Source organism: Promicromonospora xylanilytica, from assembly GCF_054782895.1.
The window spans coordinates 158487-176199 of record NZ_BAAGRP010000075.1; the positions used below are offsets into that span (position 1 = coordinate 158487).

Consider the following 17713-nt stretch of genomic DNA (forward strand, 5'->3'; position numbering starts at 1 on the left):
GGAATGTGCCGATCTCTCGATATCAAGATACCTGAGGGTGCCGCGCGGCCCTGAATCGTGAGACACCGAGCAGCACCGCCACCAGCGTGAACCCGGCCACACCCAGCCACAAGGCCGGGCGGTAGCCGAGATGATCCGCGAGCAGCCCGCCCAGCGGCGCACCGATGACCAGCATCGCGCGGTTCAGGCTCCTGATGGTCGTGTTCGTCCGCGCCTGCAGGCGGTCCGGCGTCACGGCCTGGCGGTAGCCCATCGAGTTCGCGTTCTCGAGCCCCATCCCCAGCCCGTACAGCCCCTGGCCGACGGCGATGGTCGCCACGCTCAGCCAGGTCGCCGCCGTCCCGGCTCCGCCCGCCGGCGTCAGCGCGACGAGCGCCCATGCCGGAGCCATGACCGCCATCGCCACGACCACGGTGGGGCCGGCGCCCCAGATCCGCCCCGCCCGTTCGGAGAGCAGCGCGCCGCCCAGCCCCGCCACGCCGGCCGCCGCGAGCGCCAGTCTGAGCTGGAACGCCGAGAGCCCCAGCCCCACCAGCGCGAACGGGGCGAGCACGGTGGTCACCACGCCGTTGCAGAGGAACCAGCCGTGCGTCGCCAGCGCCAGGGGCGCGAGCATCGTGTGCCGGTACACCCAGCGCATGCCCTCGCGGATGTCTTCGAGCAGGCGCCGGGCACCGAGCCGCACGCCACCGCCGTCCCGCCGCGCGGTGGTGCGGGTGGAGTCCGGCTCGGGCACCTTCGCCCGCCAGACCGCGAACGCGGCGAACAGGTAGGTGGCCGAGTCGACGAGCACGGCGAGCGGCGCACCCAGGGCCGTGGTGAGCGCGCCGCCGATCGCCGGCCCGGACGCCTGCGCGACCGCCCCTGTCTGGTCGAGCCGGGCATTCGCCCGGACCAGGGCCGTGCGGGGCACGAGCCGCGGCAGGAAGGACTGGGACGCCGCGTCGTTGAGCAGTGACGCCAGCCCGAGCACGACCATGAAAGCGGCGAGCACGGGGACGTCCAGGACCCCTGCCCACCACAGCAGCGGGACGGACCCGAGGAGGAGCCCGCGGACCAGGTCCGTGGTGATCAGCAGGGGCCGGCGCTGCCAGCGGTCCACCACCGCGCCGAGCACCAGGCCGAGCACCAGGTACGGGACCCAGCGCGCGGCGTTGACGACGCCCAGCTCCGTCGCGCTCGCGCCGAGCGTGACCAGCACCAGCACCTGCAGCGCGATGCTTGTGACGTAGGTGCCCAGCTCGGAGACGGCCTCACCGGCCCAGAACCAGCCGAAGGCCCGCCCGAGCGTCCCGTCCGGGCCCGGGCGGGGGCGGGTCAGACGAGGCCCAGGGTCCGGACCGCGTCGCGCTCCTCCGACAGCTCAGCGACGCTCGCGTCGATCCGGCCGCGGGAGAACTCGTCGATCTCGAGGCCCTCGACGATCTTCCACTCGCCGCTGCCGTCCGACGTGACAGGGAAGGAGGAGACGAGCCCCTCCGGCACGCCGTACTCGCCGGACGACCAGACTCCCGCGGAGGTCCAGTCACCCTCCGGCGTGCCGAGCGTCCAGTCGCGCACGTGCGCGATCGCCGCGCTCGCGGCCGACGCCGCCGACGATGCCCCGCGCGCCTGGATGATCGCCGCGCCGCGCTTGGCCACCGTCGGGATGAAGTCGTCGGTGAGCCAGGTGGTGTCCGCCGCGATCTCGGCGCCGGGACGGCCCCCGACCTCCGCGCGGAACAGGTCGGGGTACTGCGTGGCGGAGTGGTTGCCCCAGATCGTGAGCTTCTTGATGTCCGCGACGGCGGTCCCGGTCTTGGCCGCGACCTGCGAGAGGGCGCGGTTGTGGTCCAGGCGGGTCATCGCGGTGAACCGCGTCGCCGGCACGTCCGGCGCGTTCGACGCCGCGATCAGCGCGTTGGTGTTGGCGGGGTTGCCGACCACGAGCACGCGCACGTCGTCGGCGGCGCCGTCGTTGATGGCGCGGCCCTGCGGGCCGAAGATACCGCCGTTGGCCTCCAGGAGGTCGGCGCGCTCCATGCCGGCGCCGCGCGGGCGGGCACCGACGAGGAGCGCCACGTTGACCCCGTCGAAGGCCTTGACCGGGTCGTCGAAGATCTCGACGCCGGCCAGCGTGGGGAAGGCGCAGTCGTCGAGCTCCATCGCGGTGCCCTCTGCTGCGGCGACGGCCTGCGGGATCTCGAGGAGGCGGAGCCGTACTGGCGTGTCCGCGCCGAGCATCTCGCCCGCGGCTATGCGGAAGAGCAGCGCGTACCCGATCTGGCCAGCGGCTCCGGTGACGGTGACGTTCACGGGTTCAGTCATGGCACCACTCTTGCATCGACCGGCCCACCTCGCCCAGCCCCCACGCGGCATCGGTCTGCCGGGCTCCTCGACCGCCGACGACCTGGTGCAGAGAATGCCGTCCGGGCAGGCGGGCGTACGGTGAAGAAAATACCTGTGTCCATTCAGGTTTTGCTCAGCCAGGTAATGGCAGGATGTGCGCGACATCGCACGCACGACGCCATGACGCGCACCGCTGGGTGCGCCACTGAAAGGATCTGACTTCATGTCCCAGGACCTCGCCGCGACCCGCGGCGTCTCCGAGGTCGAAGAGCGGTCTTCGAGCCTGCTCTCCCGCCTGCTCGCCGAGACCTTCGGCACGTTCCTGCTGACGCTCGTGATCGTGGGTGTGCTCGTCTACAGCCCGCTGAACACCGTCGGCGGGCTCGGCATCGCACTCGGTGGCGCCTTCGCCTACATCGCGGGCGCCGCCGCAGTCGGCCGCGTCTCCGGCGCGCACTTCAACCCGGCGATCTCGCTGGGTGCCTGGCTCGGTGGGCGCACCTCGGCCAGCAGCATGTTCAGCTACTGGGGCGCGCAGCTCGTCGGCGCCCTCCTCGCCGGTGCCGTCCTCTTCGCGACGCTCCCCAAGGCGCTCGTCGAGCTGCTCGGCAAGCAGAGCGCTGCCGACACCTTCGACTCCGCCGTGAACGGCTTCGCCACGCACTCGCCGCTCTACCTGCAGACGCAGGGTGGCGCGCAGTTCGACTGGCTGCCCGCCCTGCTGGTCGAGGTCATCATCTCCGCTGTGCTCGTCGGCGTGTACCTGGGCGTCAACGACCCGCGCCGCAAGCTCGCCTACGCCCCGGTCGCCGTCGGTAGCGCCATCGCCGCGCTGACCCTGGTCTCGTGGTTCGTCACGAACGCGGGCATGAACCCTGCCCGCTCGACCGCCGCGGCGGTCTTCGCCAACGACTGGGGCAGCGACGGCTCGGGCCGCCAGCTCTGGCTGTTCTGGCTCGCCCCGCTCGTCGGTGCCGCCCTCGCCGCCCTGTTCTACCGTGCGTTCGGCGCGGGCGAGACCGAGGAGTACGAGGACCTCGACCTCGACGAGGACGACGAGGACGAGGACGAGGACGACGAGAAGGCGCCCGTCGCCGCGACGTCCGCCTCCGCGACCGAGACGGCCGACACGGACAAGGACTCGGACAAGGACTCGGACACGACTCCTGAGCCGGAGCCCGTCCCCGCGAAGAAGACCGACGACAAGGCCTGACCGCCGGCAGCTTCCGCACGACGTCGGGGCCGCACCTTCCGTACGGGAGGTGCGGCCCCGTCGTCGTGGGTCCGAGGCTGTCTCCGTCGCCCCACACGCTCCTCCGGACCGGACCGGACCGGAGCGGAGCAGAGCGCTCGCCGCGGGGCCCGGCGGGACGAGGCGCCTTTCGCCCGGAGACGTCCCGCCGCTACGCTTCGGCATCATGGCCGACACCCTGCGCAAGCCCGGCGACGCGAGAGAACCGGACAAGGACAGGCCAGAAGCGGAGTCAGGCGGAGCGCCGGAGAAGCTCGCCGACAAGGACCACGCGGGCGACCAGGACGGCACCGGCACGTCGGGCGACGACGAAGCGCCCGAGGGCTCCGGTCCGGATGCCGAGGCGGACGACGAGGCGGACGACGAGCCGGACGCCGACGCGGTCCCCGAGGCGGATCGCGCCCCGGAGACGGACCCCGACACCACGGACGAAGGCGTCGCATCGACGCCCCACGCCGTGACGGGGGCACCCGCCGCCGACCAGCCCGCCGACCAGCCCGCCGGCCCCGCTCCGACGCGCGTGGGCTGGGTGGTCGCCGCGTTCCTGCTCTTCTGGCCGCTCGCGATCCCCGCGCTCGTGCTGTCGATGCGCACCGCCGAGGCCAACGGCACGGGCAACACCCGCCGTGCGAAGAAGTCCTCCGTGTACGCCCTCGACTTCGCCCTGGGCGCCGTCGTGCTCGGTGCGGTCGGCATCGTGGGGCTGGCGATCGGCATCGCGGCCGCGCCCACGTACGCGTCGTCGCTGCCGACCGGATTCGTCTCGACGGTCAAGTCCTTCGTCCCGCCCGCCCTGGCGGGCCCGCTCGGCATCGCGCAGCCCGGCGACGGGACCGAGCTCGCCGCGCCGACGTCGTCCCCCACACCGAGCGACGACCCGTACGCGACGGCCGACCCGTACGCCCCCGAGGCGGACGCGGAGACGCCGGACGGTCCTGCCACGCTGCCGACGCCCGAGATCGGGGACCACACGGAGACGTCGGACGAGCCGTCCTCACCGGCGGACGCGACGGCCACCGCCGGCGCCGAGATCCCCGACCTGGCGGTGGGCGACTGCTTCGACACGTCGGCGACATCGGGTCAGACCACGCTGTACCGGATCCCGGTGGTGGCCTGCACCACGGCGCACGGCGGGGAGATCTACGCGGAGACGACGGCGCCCGACAGTCTCGCGGGGAAGGGCGGCACGCCCACCCAGCAGGAGCTGTGGGACGCGGCGGACGCGTACTGCTACCCCGAGTTCACCAAGTTCGTCGGCATGCGATGGGCCAGGTCGGAGCTGCAGTACTGGCCGATCGCACCGTCCGAGGAGAGCTGGGCGGAGGGCGACCGGCGCATCCTGTGCGTCGTCGAGTCGGAGAAGCCGGTGACGGGTTCCCTCAAGGGCGCCCAGCGCTGACGACGAACGTCAGATGCTGGGCGTCGCCACGGCGAGCACGCCGATCACTACCGCGGTGGCGCCGTACAGCACGATGTCCACCGTCCGCGTGCGGATGACCAGGCCCACCGGGCTGTCGAGCACCGCGCGGAAGATGGCGCAGACCACGAGGACCACGCCGATCCCGATGGCACCCGCCCGTGCGCCGACGGTCATGCCGAGCAGGACCGAGAGGGCGACGCCGACCAGGACGAGCCAGATGGCGATGTTGCTGCGCTGCAGTTCCGGCATCATGTCGAGGGCCTCGCCGCTGGATGGCTCACTGCGGTCGAGCTCCTGGCTGGTCGTCGTGGCGGCAGTGGTCAGACGTGCCTCTCTGGTGCGTTCGAGCGTAGCTGTTCCGGCCGAGCCCGGCTCGAGGAGCGTCGTAGCGCCACCCGGTGCGCCGGGGGCAGTCCGCGTCTCACTGAGATCCACGGGACGAGGGTACAACCGAAACGTCGCGATTCTGGAGAGCCGTGACCTGCTTGCAACCTGAATGACAGCACGTTCCCAGGTTGGCGGCCTGCGAGCTACCGTGAGGTCCATGCCCACGCCTTCAGCACAGGTCCTCAGCAGCGTCGTCGTCGTGGGTGCGGGACTGGCTGGAGCACAGACCGCCGCGGCATTGCGCAAGCACGGTTTCGAGGGGCGCGTGACCGTGCTCGGCGCGGAGGGGCTGCCGCCCTACGACCGCCCGCCGCTGTCCAAGGAGCTGCTCAAGCGCACCGAGCCGGTCTGGCTCGCCGACGACCTCGGCGTCGACCTGCCCGCCCTCGCCGACGACCTCCGGCTCGCCGACCCGGCGGTCCGCCTCGAGGTGGACCGGGAGCGCGTGGTGGTGCGGACGGCGTCGGGCGACGACGTCGTGGCCGACGCCGTGGTGCTCGCGTCCGGCAGCGAGCCCGTCCGGCCGGCGGGCTGGGACGCCGCCGTCACGCTGCACACGGCCGCCGACGCGGAACGGCTGCGCGCGGCGCTCGTACCGGGCATGCGGCTCGTCGTCGTGGGCGCCGGGTGGATCGGCGCGGAGGTGGCCGGCGTCGCGGCGGGCGCCGGGGCACGCGTCACGGTCGTCGAGGCGGGTCCGGTCCCGTTGGAACGCCAGCTCGGCCGCCGGGTCGGCACGCTGCTCGCCCCCTGGTACGAGGCCGCGGGTGCGACCCTGGTCACGGACGTCGCCGTCGACACGGTGCTGCCCGGCACGGACGGCGACGGCACGGACGGCGCGCGCGTGGTGCTCGCGGACGGCAGGGTGCTGGACGCGGACCTGGTGCTGGCCGCCGTGGGCGCACGGCCCGCTTCCGGCTGGCTCGCGGGCTCCTTGCCGCGCGAGGCCAACGGCGGGCTGCGGGTCAACCGCGCGGGCCGGTTCATGGGGCTGCACTCCCCCACCGACCCGGCGGGCAGGCTCCACCTCGACGCCCTGCGGCGCGTGTGGGTGGTGGGCGACATGGCGACGCGTGAGCACCCGGTGTTCGGGCCGGTGCCCGGTGGCCACTGGTCGGCGGCCCTGCACGACCCCGACGCCACCGTGCGGGCGCTGCTCGGCCTCGACGAACGTGCGGCGGAACCCGAGCACGTGCGGTCCCGGCTCGGGCTCGCGCCGATCGCCGCGCACGCTCCGTACGTCTTCTCCCAGCAGCTGGGGCACGACCTCGCGCTGTTCGGTGTGCCGTCCCCGTTCGACGAGGTGGTGCTGCGGGGCGACCCGGCCGCGGCGGGCGGCTGGGCAGCGCTCTACCTGGAGAACGCGCTGGACCGGCATCCCCGCCGCACCTCGGACGGCCACCGGGTGGTGACCGTCCGGGCGGTGCTGCTGGTCGACTCCCCGCGGGAGGTCGGTCAGGTCCGCAAGCTGATGAACCGCGGCGTGCCGCTCACCGTCGACCTGGACCGAGCCCTGGACCCGACGATCAAGCTCAAGGACGCCGCCGTCTGACGCAGCTCAGTGGGCGAAGTGGCGCGTGCCCGTCAGGTACATCGTGACCCCGGCCGCCTCGGCGGCCTTGACGACCTCCTCGTCCCGGATCGACCCGCCCGGCTGCACGACGGCGGTGACGCCGGCGTCGAGCAGCACCTGCAGGCCGTCCGCGAACGGGAAGAACGCGTCCGACGCCGCGACGGAGCCCCGCGCGCGCTCGGCGCCGTCGGCCAGGCTGTTGGCCCGCTCGACCGAGAGGCGGCACGAGTCCACGCGGTTCACCTGACCCATGCCGATCCCGACCGCCGCACCGTCCTTGGCCAGGAGGATCGCGTTCGACTTCGCGGCGCGCACCGACCGCCACGCGAACTGGAGGTCCGCGAGCACCTCGGGCGACGCCGCCTCGCCGGTCGCGAGCGTCCAGCTCTCCGGGGCGTCGCCGTCGGCCTGGAAACGGTCGGTGGCCTGCATGAGCAGCCCGCCGGAGATGGGCCGGGTCTCGACGGCCGCGGTCGGCGCCTCCGGCACGACGAGCAGGCGGATGTTCTTCTTGGCCCGCAAGATCTCGAGCGCCTCCGGCTCGAACCCGGGCGCCACGACCACCTCGGTGAACACGGGTGCGATCTGCTGCGCCGCGGCCGCCGTGATCACACCGTTCGCGGCGATCACGCCGCCGTACGCGCTGACCGGGTCGGTGGCGTGCGCCTTCGCGTGCGCGGCGGCGATGTCGCTGCCCACGGCGATCCCGCACGGGTTCGCGTGCTTGATGATCGCCACCGCGGGGCCTTCGTGGTCCCAGGCGGCACGCCACGCGGCGTCGGCGTCGACGTAGTTGTTGTAGCTCATGGCCTTGCCGTGGAGCTGCTCGGCCTGGGCCAGACCCGTCACCCCGTCGCCGCGGGTGTAGAGGGCGGCGCGCTGGTGCGGGTTCTCGCCGTAGCGGAGCACGTCCGCGCGCTCCCACGTGCCGCCCACCCAGGCCGGGAAGCCCGAGCGCTGCGGCTCGCCGTCCACCGTCACCTCGTCCGTCGGCGACACGACGCTGCTCATCCACGAGGCCACGGCGACGTCGTAGGTGGCGGTGTGCACGAACGCCTCGGCGGCGAGCGCCTTGCGCTGCGCGTAGGTGAACCCGCCCGCGCGGACGGCGTCGACCACGGCGGAGTAGGCGTCCGGGTCCACGACCACGGCGACCGACGGGTGGTTCTTCGCGGCCGCGCGCACCATGGACGGGCCGCCGATGTCGATCTGCTCGACGACGGCGTCCGGCCCGGCGCCCGACGCGACGGTCGCGGCGAACGGGTAGAGGTTCACGACGACGAGCTCGAACGGCGCGATCTCCAGGCCGGCGAGCTGATCGAGGTGGTCCTGCTTGCGGGTGTCGGCGAGGATTCCGGCGTGCACGCGCGGGTGGAGCGTCTTCACGCGGCCCTCGAGGCACTCGGGGAACCCGGTGAGCTGCTCGACGGGGGTGACGGGGATGCCGGCGTCGGAGATCTTCGACGCGGTGGACCCGGTGGAGACCAGCTCGACGCCGGCGGCGTGCAGCGCCGTCGCGAGCTCGACGAGGCCGGTCTTGTCGTAGACGCTCAGCAGGGCGCGCCGTACGGGGCGCTGCGAGTCGTCGGTGAGCTGGCCAGCGGGGCTGGCGGGGTGTGCGGACGGGACGCCGGACATGGCGGTTCTCCTCGGAGGTAGCTTCGCGGAAAACCCTGGCACCCAGGCGGGCGGCGCGCATCACGGGTCGCTCGGCCGCTCCCCGGTGGTGACCCACCCTCGCCAGTCACGGCCACCGGCAGTCTAGCCGCGCCGGACGGCGCGCCGCGCCCCGTCGGCCGGGCGGGCCCACGGGGCGGGAGCCGGTGATCGTCTACGCCGCGGTGGCGGGCAGGTCCGAGAGGTCCAGGACGAACCGGTACCGCACGTCGTTCGCGGCGAGCCGGCGGAGCGCCGTGGAGACCTGCGCGGACGGCAGCACCTCGATGTCGGCCGTGATGCCGTGCTCGCCGCAGAAGTCGAGGAGCTCCTGCGTGCTCGGCCGGCCGCCGCTCCCCGCCGACGACAGGCTCTTTCGCCCCACGAGCAGGTCCATCGTCTCCAGCGAGACGGGTCCCAGGTAGCCGAGGGAGCACAGGGTGCCGTCGAGCGCGACGAGGCGCAGCAGCTGCCCCACGTCGTGCGGCGCGGAGATCGTGTCGATCAGCAGGTCGATGCTGTTCACCGCGCGTGCGAGGTCGTGCTCGTCGGTGGTGACGACGACGTCGTCGGCGCCGAGGGCCCGTGCGTCGGCCGACTTGTCGGCTGACCGGGTGAGCACCACCACCCGTGCGCCCAGCGCCGCGGCGAGGCGCACCGCGAGGTGGCCGAGGCCCCCGAGTCCCGCGACCCCGACCGTCAGGCCTGGCCCGGCGCCCCATCGACGCAGTGGTTCCCAGACCGTCACGCCCGCGCAGAGCAGGGGCGCGACGCCGGCCGGGTCCAGGTTCTCCGGGCGGTGGTAGGCGAAGCTCTCCCGGACCACGTACTCGCCGGAGTACCCGCCGAGCGTCGGCGTGCCGTCGTGCCGGTCCGTTCCGCCGTAGGTGAGCGTCGGGAACTCGGCGCAGAAGTTCTCCTGGCCCGCCCGGCACATGGCGCAGGTGCCGCAGGAGTCGACGATGTTGCCGACGGCCACCTGGTCGCCGACGCGGAACCGCGTGACGTCGGCCCCGACGGCCACCACCTCACCGACGAACTCGTGGCCGGGTACCAGCAGGCCGTCGGCGCCCCGGCCCTGCGACGCCCGCAGGGCGGACAGGTCGGAGTGGCAGACGCCGCAGTAGGTGACCCGCACGGCGAGGTCGTCCGGCCGCAGCTCCCTGCGCTCGATGGTCCGGAGTGTGAGCTGTTCCGCGGCCCCCTGTGCCCCGTACCCGGTGGTGCTGCGCATGAGCGCTCCTTCAAATAAACAGACTGTTCGGTCTGTTTGACCTTACGCCACTCCTACCGCGCCGACAAGCGAGCGGACGGTATGGTCGCCACGTGCCAGACAGGAAGCCCCCCACCGCCCGCGGTGCGGCGACATGGGACCGGATCCTGGACGCCGCGACGGCCGAGTTCGCCCAGCACGGCTTCGCGGGCGCGCGGATCGAGCGCATCACGAGCGCAGCCCGGACCAACAAGGCGCAGCTCTACGGCTACTTCGGTACCAAGGACGAGCTCTTCGACGCAGTCCTGGCCGCGTCGTTCCGGCAGATCATCGACCTGGCCACGATCGACGCGAACGACCTGCCGGACTGGGCCGTGCGCCTCTACGACGAGTACCTGGCGCACCCCGACATCGTCAGGCTGGCGACGTGGTCACGGCTGGAACGGAGCCCACGGGGGCACCTCGTCGCCGAGGAGGACCGGCAGGACCAGGAGAAGCTGGCCGCGATCGCCGCGGCCCAGGCGGCCGGGAAGGTCGTACCCGGCGAACCGTTCGACGTGATGGCCCTGGTGATCGGCATGTCCATGGCCTGGTCGCCGGTGAGCAACGTGTACGCGGCGCACTCCGACGAGGACCCGGCGGAGCACCGGCGGCGACGGGACTTCCTGCGCGAGGCGGTCCGCCGCGCCGTCACACCGTAGGCCGGTCGATGACGTCGTCCGCGGCCCCGTGGCCCGGCGGGCGAGGCCGCATCGGACGGGGAGCCCTCACCCGAGCGCCACACGAGCGAGGAGCCCGGCTAGGAGCGGTTCTCGATATGTTCCGCGACCCGCTCCGCGAACCACTCCCGCTGCTTTCTCTGCCGCACCTTCTGCTCCCGCAGGAGTGCCTTGGCGGTGGACACCGCCAGCAGCACCAGGACGACGCTGAACGGGAGCGCCAACAGGATCGCCATGGTCTGCAACGCGCTCAGCGGGTCGATTCCCGCCTCCGGGTCGGCAGCGGCCGCCAGGGCGCCCACGACGAGCAGCACCGCCGCGACCGCTCCCTCGACAGAGGCCCAGAACGCACGGCTCCACTTGGGCGGGTTCGGGTCACCGCCCGAGGCGAGCATGTCCACCACGAACGACGCCGAGTCGGAGCTCGTGACGAAGAAGATCACGATCAGGACGATCCCGAGCACGCTCAGGATCGTGGATCCGGGCAGGGTGTCGAACAGCTGGAACAGTGCGGTGTCGGTGCTGACCGTGCCGTCCTCCGCGATCATTCCGCCGCCGCCGAAGATCTCCTGGTACAGCGCCGAGCCGCCGAGCACCGAGAACCAGAGGAACGTCACCAGGGTGGGCACGAGGAGCACCCCCGTCACGAACTCGCGGATCGTGCGCCCCTTGGAGATGCGCGCGATGAAGACACCGACGAACGGCGCCCAGCTCATCCACCAGCCCCAGTAGAACGTCGTCCAGGTGCCGAGCCACGCCGCGCCGTCCTCCTGGAACGGCCGGGCGTTGAACGTGAGGATGAAGAAGTTCTGCAGGTACGAGCCGATCTGTGTCACGAAGTCGCTCAGGATGAACACCGTGGGGCCCGCGATGAGCACGAACACCAGGATCGCCGCGGCGACGCCCATGTTGATGTTCGAGAGCCATTTGATGCCCCTGTCGACGCCCGTGACCACCGACGTCACCGCGAGCGCCGTGATGACGATGATGAGCACGACGAGCAGCCAGGTGCTGGGCTCGTCGATCACCTCGAGATAGCCAAGGCCCGCACCGATCTGGGTGACCCCGAGGCCGAGCGAGGTCGCGACGCCGAACAGCGTGCCCAGTACGGCGATCACGTCGATGACGTCGCCCCAGAAGCCCTTGATCCGGTCGCCGAGCAGCGGCTTGAGCGCCCAGCGGATCGAGACCGGGTTGCCGAGGCGGTGCACGGAGTAGGCGATGGCGAGGCCGACCACCACGTAGACGGCCCAGGCGTGCAGGCCCCAGTGCAGGAACGTGACGTCCATGGCGGACCGGGCGGCGGCCGCCGGGGTACCTGCGCTGGCCCCTGGTGGTGTGACGCTGAAGTGGTTGAGGGGCTCCGCCACTCCCCAGAAGACCAGGCCGATCCCCATCCCGGCCGCGAACAGCATCGCGAACCAGGAGCCGAGCTTGAACTCGGGCTCGTCGTTGGGGTCCTTGCCGAGCACGATGCTTCCCATGGGCGAGACCGCGAGCCAGATGGCGAAGAAGACGCAGCCGGCGACCAGGCCGATGTAGTACCACCCCAGGTCCTGGACGACGGTCTCGTTCGCCGCGGCGATCAGCTCGCCCATCTGTTCCGGGATGATGGCGGTGATCACCACGAAGGCGACCAGCAGTCCGGCCGCGGGGTAGAACACTCGGGGTCCGCGAATCAGCCCGCGTCTGCCGGCCGTGCCGGCAGGGGCTCCCGTCGTGCCTGTCGTGCGGTCAGACATGTGCGGCCTTTCGCTGTGGACGATTCTGAGGCAATCGGGTCATGACCACTTGTCAGAGTCCAGCCGGGTGAGCCCTTCCACCGTATCGAGCCTCCCGGTCACCTGCTCCTTGAGCCGCGGGCCCCGCTACTCCAGCGTGTCGTCCGGCCACGTGTCGGGCCGCCCGATCCGCATCAGCGGCCGGACGAAGCACAGGGCCACGACCACGCACGCCAGCGCGGCCGCCATCAGCCACAGGGTGCCGGTGATCCCCCGGCCCTCCAGGAGCGCGCTGCCCACGACGGGTGCGGCCGGCGCGGCGATCAGCCCGGTCAGCCCGAGCAGCGACATGGCGCGCCCCATCATGCGGTCAGGGACGATGACCGTGAGGTACCCGGTGAAACCGGCGTTCAGCGCCGGGTAGAGGAACACGCCGACCGCCAGCATGGAGACGAACACCCAGTACGTCGGCGCGAGCGCCATGACCACCAGGGCGGCGACGAGCAGACCGATGGTCAGGAGCCCGAACCTGCCGACCCGGGTGCGCCGGACGATCGGACCTGCGAGGACTGCGCCCGCCAGCATGCTGAGACCCGCGCACGCGTCGACCAGCCCGATGAGCCGCGGGTCGGTCCCCGTGCGTACGAGCTCGAGGTTGATCGCCACGATCACGGCGATCGAGGTCAGGTTCAGCAGCGTGATCAGCACGAGCACCGCCCGGAACAGCGGCACGGCTCCCACGAACCGCAGCCCCTCGCGCAGGTCCGCCAGAGGATGGGTCCGCTCGGTCCGCTCACGGTTGAGCGGCTCGCGCACGAACGAGACGGCGACGGCCTCGATCGCGTGCCCCACCACGGACGCCGCGAACGGCAGCACGTGGGCCATGCCGTAGAGCAGCCCGCCGACCGGCCCTGCGAAGAGGCCCACCGCGGCCATCCGACCCTGGTTCACGGCCATGGCGCTAGCCATCTGCGCGGCGGGCACCACGGCACGCAGCGCCCCGCCGGACGCGGGGTTCACGAACGCGCTCACCATCGAGGACCCGAAGAGAACCGCCGCCAGGTGCCAGGCACTCAGGCTGCCGGCGAGCCCGGCCACCAGGACCGTCGCCCAGAGCGCGGTGCCGGTCGCGGCGGCGAGCACCAGGAGCCGACGGCGGTCCACCCGGTCCGCGACGACGCCGGCCGGCAGCGTGGCCACCAGGGCACCGACCTGTCCGATCCCGCTGATCAGGCCCGCCTGCGCCACCGAACCCGTGACCTCGAACGCCAGCAACGGCACCGCGAACGTGCCCACCCCCGCACCGATCGCCTGAGCGAACCGTCCGGTCGTCAGCAGCAGGTAGGCACGGTTGCGCCGCAGGGGCACCTCCGTCGCCCCCGGAACGGACGCCGGCGTCCGTTCGGGGGGATCGGACGCCGGTGTCCGTTCCCGCGGAGTGTCCGGCGGGGTGTCCGGCGGGGGTGTGGTCTCAGCCGTCCGAATCTCTGCGGTCACGCGGCACAACGTAGCGGCCGAGCGCCGTATGCGGGTGAAATGTCCACCCGTGCGCCGACGCTCTGCCCGATCCCGGCCCGGTGTGCCGGTCCCCTCTGAGCGGCGTGCCCGACCCCGGTCCGGTGTGCCCGGAGCCCGAGACCTCTCCTGGCCGACTGCAGACTTGATGGCGGCCAGCTGGCGCCACTGCAGAGTTCGTCGCGGTTGCGGGCCCTGCGACAGCGACGAAGTCTGCACTCGTCGGTGGGCGAAGCGACCAAGTCTGCCGTCGACCGTCTGGGGCCGTTTCAGGCCGCCCCAGGACGGCCCCGGCGTCAGCGCCCGATCGACGCCTTGCGGCCCGCCACGTACAGCCCCTCGCGGGCGATGCGGCCAACGGTCTCGACCAGCAGCGCACGCTCGGCGACCTTGATCCGTTCGGTCAGGGTCGGCTCGTCGTCGCCGTCGAGCACCGGCACCGTCGTCTGGGCGATGATCGGGCCGGTGTCCACGCCGTCGTCGACCAGGTGGACGGTGCAGCCGGTGACCTTCACGCCGTGGGCGAGGGTGTCCCGGACCGGGTGTGCTCCGGGGAAGCTCGGCAGGAGGGCCGGGTGGGTGTTCATCATGCGGCCCTCGAACTTCCGCACGACGCTCGGGGCGAGGATGCGCATGAACCCCGCCAGCACCAGGTAGTCGGGCTGGAACACGGACACCGCTTCGAGAACGCCGTCGTTCCAGCCCGCCCTGTCGTCGAAGTCCTTCATGGCGACGACGGCGGAGGCCACCCCTGCGTCGCGCGCGAGGTCGAGCGCGCCCGCGTCGGGACGGTCCGTCACGACACCGACCACGCGCGCGCCGTAGGCCGCGTCGTCGTGCGCGGCGAGGAGGGCGGCGAGGTTGGACCCGCCGCCCGAGGCGAGCACCACCAGGCGCTTGGCGGAACGGGACTCGACGGGGTGACCGGAGGGCGTCTGCACGAGTCCCAGCCTACGTGGACACGGGCCGGCCCTCAGCACTCCGAGCGGCGCGGGGCGCGGGCCGGGGCGAGCCGTCAGTCGGCGTGCCACACGCTCAGGGTCGCCCGGTCGCCCAGGATGCCGTCGACGCCGATCCCGACCTTGTCGTTGAGGACCAGCTCGTTCCCCTTGTCGCCACCCCAGGTCGCGTAGCCGTCGCCCGACACGATGCTTCCGCCGTTGGTGGAGAACGACCGGATGTACCCGCCCAGCTCGGCGGTGACGGACCTGTCGTGCACCCAGACCAGGAGCTCGTACGGCCCACCGGGTCCGCCGATCGGGACCAAGGTCCCCGAGGTCACGCGCACCTGGCATCGCGCGTCCCCGCACACGTCGAGGTTCGATCCGTCCACCGGGTGGTCCGCCTTCGCGACGGCCCGGTCACGCATCCGCTCGTGCCGGATGGTCGCCACCAGCTCGTCGCGCACCGTGCGCACCGCCGCGGCGGCGGGTGCGTCGGCGTAGGTCTTGAGGTACTCGTCGTACAGGCGGCGCGCACTGCCCTGCTTCCCGGCGGCCTGCTGCACCTGGGCACAGCCCGCGAGCAGGTCGTCGCCCCGGTCGTCGGTCGACGCGATCGGCTCGGCGAGCTCCGGCTCGGTCCACCCGCCGTCGTGCAGCCAGAGGTACTCCTCCCGGGCCGCACAGGCATCCGACGCCAGCGAGTCCTCGTCGATCGGCTCGATGTACCCGGCCGCTCCGGGATACACGGTCGGCTCGGTGTACCACTCCTTCTTGAACCTCCCGACGTAGGCCGACATCGCCTCGCGCACGGACTCCGATTCCTCGGGGTGCGCCTCGAGCGTCTCGGCGAGCTGCTCGACGGCTCGCTCCGGGTCGCGGCCCGGAGCGTCCCAGCTACCGTTCCCGCCGGCCGACGACGTGAACAGCAGCTCCGCACGGACGACGCCCGCGTGCGCCCATCGCGCGCCAGGGTGTGCGAGGTAGGCGTCGAGACCGGCCGGCTCGTAGTTCCCGTCAGGGCCGGCCGCGTCGAGGAGCACCTCGCACGCGCGACGGCCCCGCACGGACGGGTCGACCACGTCTCCGGCCACGAGACGGTGCAGCGGCCCCAGCTCGTCGAGCGCGTCGACGGCGCCCTCGCAGTCGCCGCCGACGTGCCGGGCGTCGGCCTGATCCACCAGCCGGGACGCCTCGGCCCGCGCCGTGAGGACGACGCCGCCGGTGGCGACCAGCACGACGGCGGCGGCCACCGCCACCAACACCTTCCACCGCTGGGTCAGCAACCGCCCCCACCAGCGGATCGCCCGCTCACGTGGGCGCGGGGTCGCCCGTCCCGGCGGCAGGGTGGTCGGGTTCGCCACGTCCGTCGGACCGTTCGGGGGCGTCGTCGCCTGATCCTTCACCATGCAGCAACTCGACCACGGACGTCTCGGGACCCCTCCCGGCGTCGTCGCCCAGGTCGCGCACGCGCCCCAGCAGGCCGACCGCGTCGACCTTGGCGCCGAGCAGCACTGCGGCCGCTCCCCCGCCGACCTCAGCCGCCACCAGCCCGGCGGTCACCAGAGGGTTCGCGCCGACGTCGGACAGGCGACCCGGCCCCCCGGCTCCCGCGGCGAACCACTGCCCCAGCAGCATGACGACGCCCGGCGTGACGACGATTCCGCCGAGCACCCAGCCCACGTCGGCCCAGCGCACCAGCTCGGGCTCGAGCCGGCGCCACGCGAACACACCCGCCACCACGCCGCAGGCCACGACGAGCACGGGGGTCCAGGCACTGATCGGGTTGGCCCAGTCGTCCCCCGGCAGCGCTCCGAGGAGCGGGATCGCGGGCAGCGGGCCGGAGATCGTCACGAACGGCGTGAAGCTGGTCCCCACGCCGACGGCGAAGCCAGGGCCCGCGAGCCAGGCGGCAGCCCACAGCACCAGGTTCGGCAGCAGCGCGAGCTGGGCCACCGCGAACACGATGCCGCCGGTCCAGCCCGGTTCGAGGGCGGTGATGATGTCGGACGAGGTGGCGCGCCCCGCCAGCGCCCACCCCGCCACCAGCAGCGCCGCCCCACCGATCAGCAGTGCGACGGCCACGGCCCCGCCCCGCAGCCCGAGCCGGAGCGTCGCGGGCACCAGCTCGATCCCGGTGAACCTGCGGGTCAGGACCTCTGCCCGCTCGCCGATCTCGGTGGCGGTCGGGGCGTCCGGGCGCGCCAGGATGCCGAGCAGCATGCCGAGCCCGCCCATCGCCAGGCCGGCGGCGGACGCCGTCGGGAGCGACCAGCCGGGGGCACTACCGGCGATGGCGGCCACCGCCGTCGTGCACAGCGCGTACGTCACGGCGCCGGACACGCCGGCGAGCACCGTGGTGGTGGCGAACCGCTTGGCGCAGGCATACGTGGCGAACAACGCCAGGATGGCGACGCCGAGCGGCGCGAGGGAGACGGTCACGTCGTCAGCGGTCAGCGGGACGCCGTGGCCGAGCAGCCAGATCCCCATCGCGACGTCGATCGCCGAGCTCACCTGGGCGGCGTCGTCCGGCGCGTCCGCCGGCGTGGCCATCGTGGCGGTGCCGACCAGGTACGCGACCACCGCGGGAAGGACCACCACGGCGAGCGACAGCACCAGGGCCTGACCCGCAGCGAGGACGCCGGCGACGACGTGGGACAGGCGGGGCGCCACCCGTTCCGCCGGCGTCGGCTCCTCGACCAGCCGGCTGCGGCGGGCGGTCGGCCGGCTGGCCGGGCGACTCGTCCGGGCGCCGGGGGTGCGGGTGGCCGCGGTCGTGCGGGGTGGTGCGCTCACGAGGCAATCTTCACCCGCACTGTGCTGTCACACGACGGAACCGCCTCGGCGTGGCCCGGGTGAAGTTCGGGAGAAATCACAGAGAGGCATGGAGTTCTGGCCTGCTCCTGGTGTAATAACGCCCGTTTACGCAGAAAACCCCTCACCGGGGCGCGGGAACCGCACCCTCCAGGAGTCCTGGAGAGGCGCAGG

General features: G+C 72.7%; 14 protein-coding genes and 1 riboswitch. Of the genes, 4 read left to right on the forward strand and 10 right to left on the reverse strand.

All coding sequences use genetic code 11. From position 1 onward, the window contains the following. Positions 1 to 22 precede the first annotated feature (22 nt). Together ACYVK7_RS24835 and ACYVK7_RS24840 are read right to left on the reverse strand one after the other, a co-directional pair. On the reverse strand, positions 23 to 1321 hold the full coding sequence (locus ACYVK7_RS24835) for an MFS transporter (RefSeq protein WP_460890622.1): 1299 nt from the start codon (positions 1319 to 1321) through the stop codon (positions 23 to 25). Beyond that, positions 1318 to 2307: a malate dehydrogenase gene (locus ACYVK7_RS24840; RefSeq protein WP_460890408.1), complete on the reverse strand. Its 990-nt coding sequence runs from the start codon at positions 2305 to 2307 to the stop codon at positions 1318 to 1320. The genes ACYVK7_RS24835 and ACYVK7_RS24840 overlap by 4 nt, the downstream gene beginning before the upstream one ends. A gap of 244 nt (positions 2308 to 2551) precedes the next feature. Between ACYVK7_RS24840 and ACYVK7_RS24845 the strand changes: the two genes are divergently transcribed. After that, positions 2552 to 3541 carry an MIP/aquaporin family protein gene (locus ACYVK7_RS24845; RefSeq protein WP_460890409.1) on the forward strand — a complete coding sequence of 330 codons (990 nt, stop codon included), beginning with the start codon at positions 2552 to 2554 and terminating at the stop codon, positions 3539 to 3541. A gap of 205 nt (positions 3542 to 3746) precedes the next feature. Beyond that, positions 3747 to 4979: a septum formation family protein gene (locus tag ACYVK7_RS24850; RefSeq protein ID WP_460890410.1), complete on the forward strand. Its 1233-nt coding sequence runs from the start codon at positions 3747 to 3749 to the stop codon at positions 4977 to 4979. A gap of 9 nt (positions 4980 to 4988) precedes the next feature. On the opposite strand, the gene ACYVK7_RS24855 is transcribed toward ACYVK7_RS24850, so the two are convergent. Then, on the reverse strand, positions 4989 to 5435 hold the full coding sequence (locus tag ACYVK7_RS24855; protein WP_460890411.1) for a DUF3017 domain-containing protein: 447 nt from the start codon (positions 5433 to 5435) through the stop codon (positions 4989 to 4991). Between the two features lie 109 nt (positions 5436 to 5544). Between ACYVK7_RS24855 and ACYVK7_RS24860 the strand changes: the two genes are divergently transcribed. Next, positions 5545 to 6939: an NAD(P)/FAD-dependent oxidoreductase gene (locus ACYVK7_RS24860; RefSeq protein ID WP_460890412.1), complete on the forward strand. Its 1395-nt coding sequence runs from the start codon at positions 5545 to 5547 to the stop codon at positions 6937 to 6939. A 6-nt stretch (positions 6940 to 6945) separates the two neighbouring features. Here the strand turns inward: ACYVK7_RS24860 and purH are convergent, their stop codons facing one another. Together purH and ACYVK7_RS24870 are read right to left on the reverse strand one after the other, a co-directional pair. Further along, positions 6946 to 8598 carry a bifunctional phosphoribosylaminoimidazolecarboxamide formyltransferase/IMP cyclohydrolase gene (gene purH, locus ACYVK7_RS24865; protein WP_460890413.1) on the reverse strand — a complete coding sequence of 551 codons (1653 nt, stop codon included), beginning with the start codon at positions 8596 to 8598 and terminating at the stop codon, positions 6946 to 6948. A 33-nt stretch (positions 8599 to 8631) separates the two neighbouring features. After that, a riboswitch (ZMP/ZTP riboswitch) is annotated at positions 8632 to 8718 on the reverse strand. A 73-nt stretch (positions 8719 to 8791) separates the two neighbouring features. Then, positions 8792 to 9850, reverse strand: a complete 1059-nt coding sequence (locus ACYVK7_RS24870) for an NAD(P)-dependent alcohol dehydrogenase (protein ID WP_460890414.1) — start codon at positions 9848 to 9850, stop codon at positions 8792 to 8794. Positions 9851 to 9942: 92 nt separating this feature from the next. Between ACYVK7_RS24870 and ACYVK7_RS24875 the strand changes: the two genes are divergently transcribed. Next, positions 9943 to 10530 (forward strand): TetR family transcriptional regulator, encoded by a 588-nt coding sequence (locus ACYVK7_RS24875; protein ID WP_460890415.1) that lies wholly within the window; start codon positions 9943 to 9945, stop codon positions 10528 to 10530. 98 nt (positions 10531 to 10628) lie between these two features. On the opposite strand, the gene ACYVK7_RS24880 is transcribed toward ACYVK7_RS24875, so the two are convergent. The 5 genes from ACYVK7_RS24880 to ACYVK7_RS24900 form a co-directional block, all read right to left on the reverse strand. Next, on the reverse strand, positions 10629 to 12212 hold the full coding sequence (locus ACYVK7_RS24880; protein WP_460890416.1) for a BCCT family transporter: 1584 nt from the start codon (positions 12210 to 12212) through the stop codon (positions 10629 to 10631). Between the two features lie 204 nt (positions 12213 to 12416). Next, positions 12417 to 13766 carry an MFS transporter gene (locus ACYVK7_RS24885; RefSeq protein WP_460890417.1) on the reverse strand — a complete coding sequence of 450 codons (1350 nt, stop codon included), beginning with the start codon at positions 13764 to 13766 and terminating at the stop codon, positions 12417 to 12419. Between the two features lie 314 nt (positions 13767 to 14080). Further along, the gene (gene purN, locus ACYVK7_RS24890) at positions 14081 to 14725 is read right to left on the reverse strand and encodes a phosphoribosylglycinamide formyltransferase (RefSeq protein WP_460890418.1); all 645 of its coding nucleotides are present in this window, start codon (positions 14723 to 14725) and stop codon (positions 14081 to 14083) included. Positions 14726 to 14799: 74 nt separating this feature from the next. Next, a complete protein-coding gene (locus tag ACYVK7_RS24895) occupies positions 14800 to 16089 on the reverse strand; it encodes a hypothetical protein (RefSeq protein WP_460890419.1) in 1290 nt (429 codons plus the stop codon). Then, positions 16037 to 17521 (reverse strand): cell division protein PerM, encoded by a 1485-nt coding sequence (locus ACYVK7_RS24900; RefSeq protein ID WP_460890420.1) that lies wholly within the window; start codon positions 17519 to 17521, stop codon positions 16037 to 16039. Before ACYVK7_RS24900 ends, ACYVK7_RS24895 begins: the two co-directional genes overlap by 53 nt. Positions 17522 to 17713: the final 192 nt, after the last annotated feature.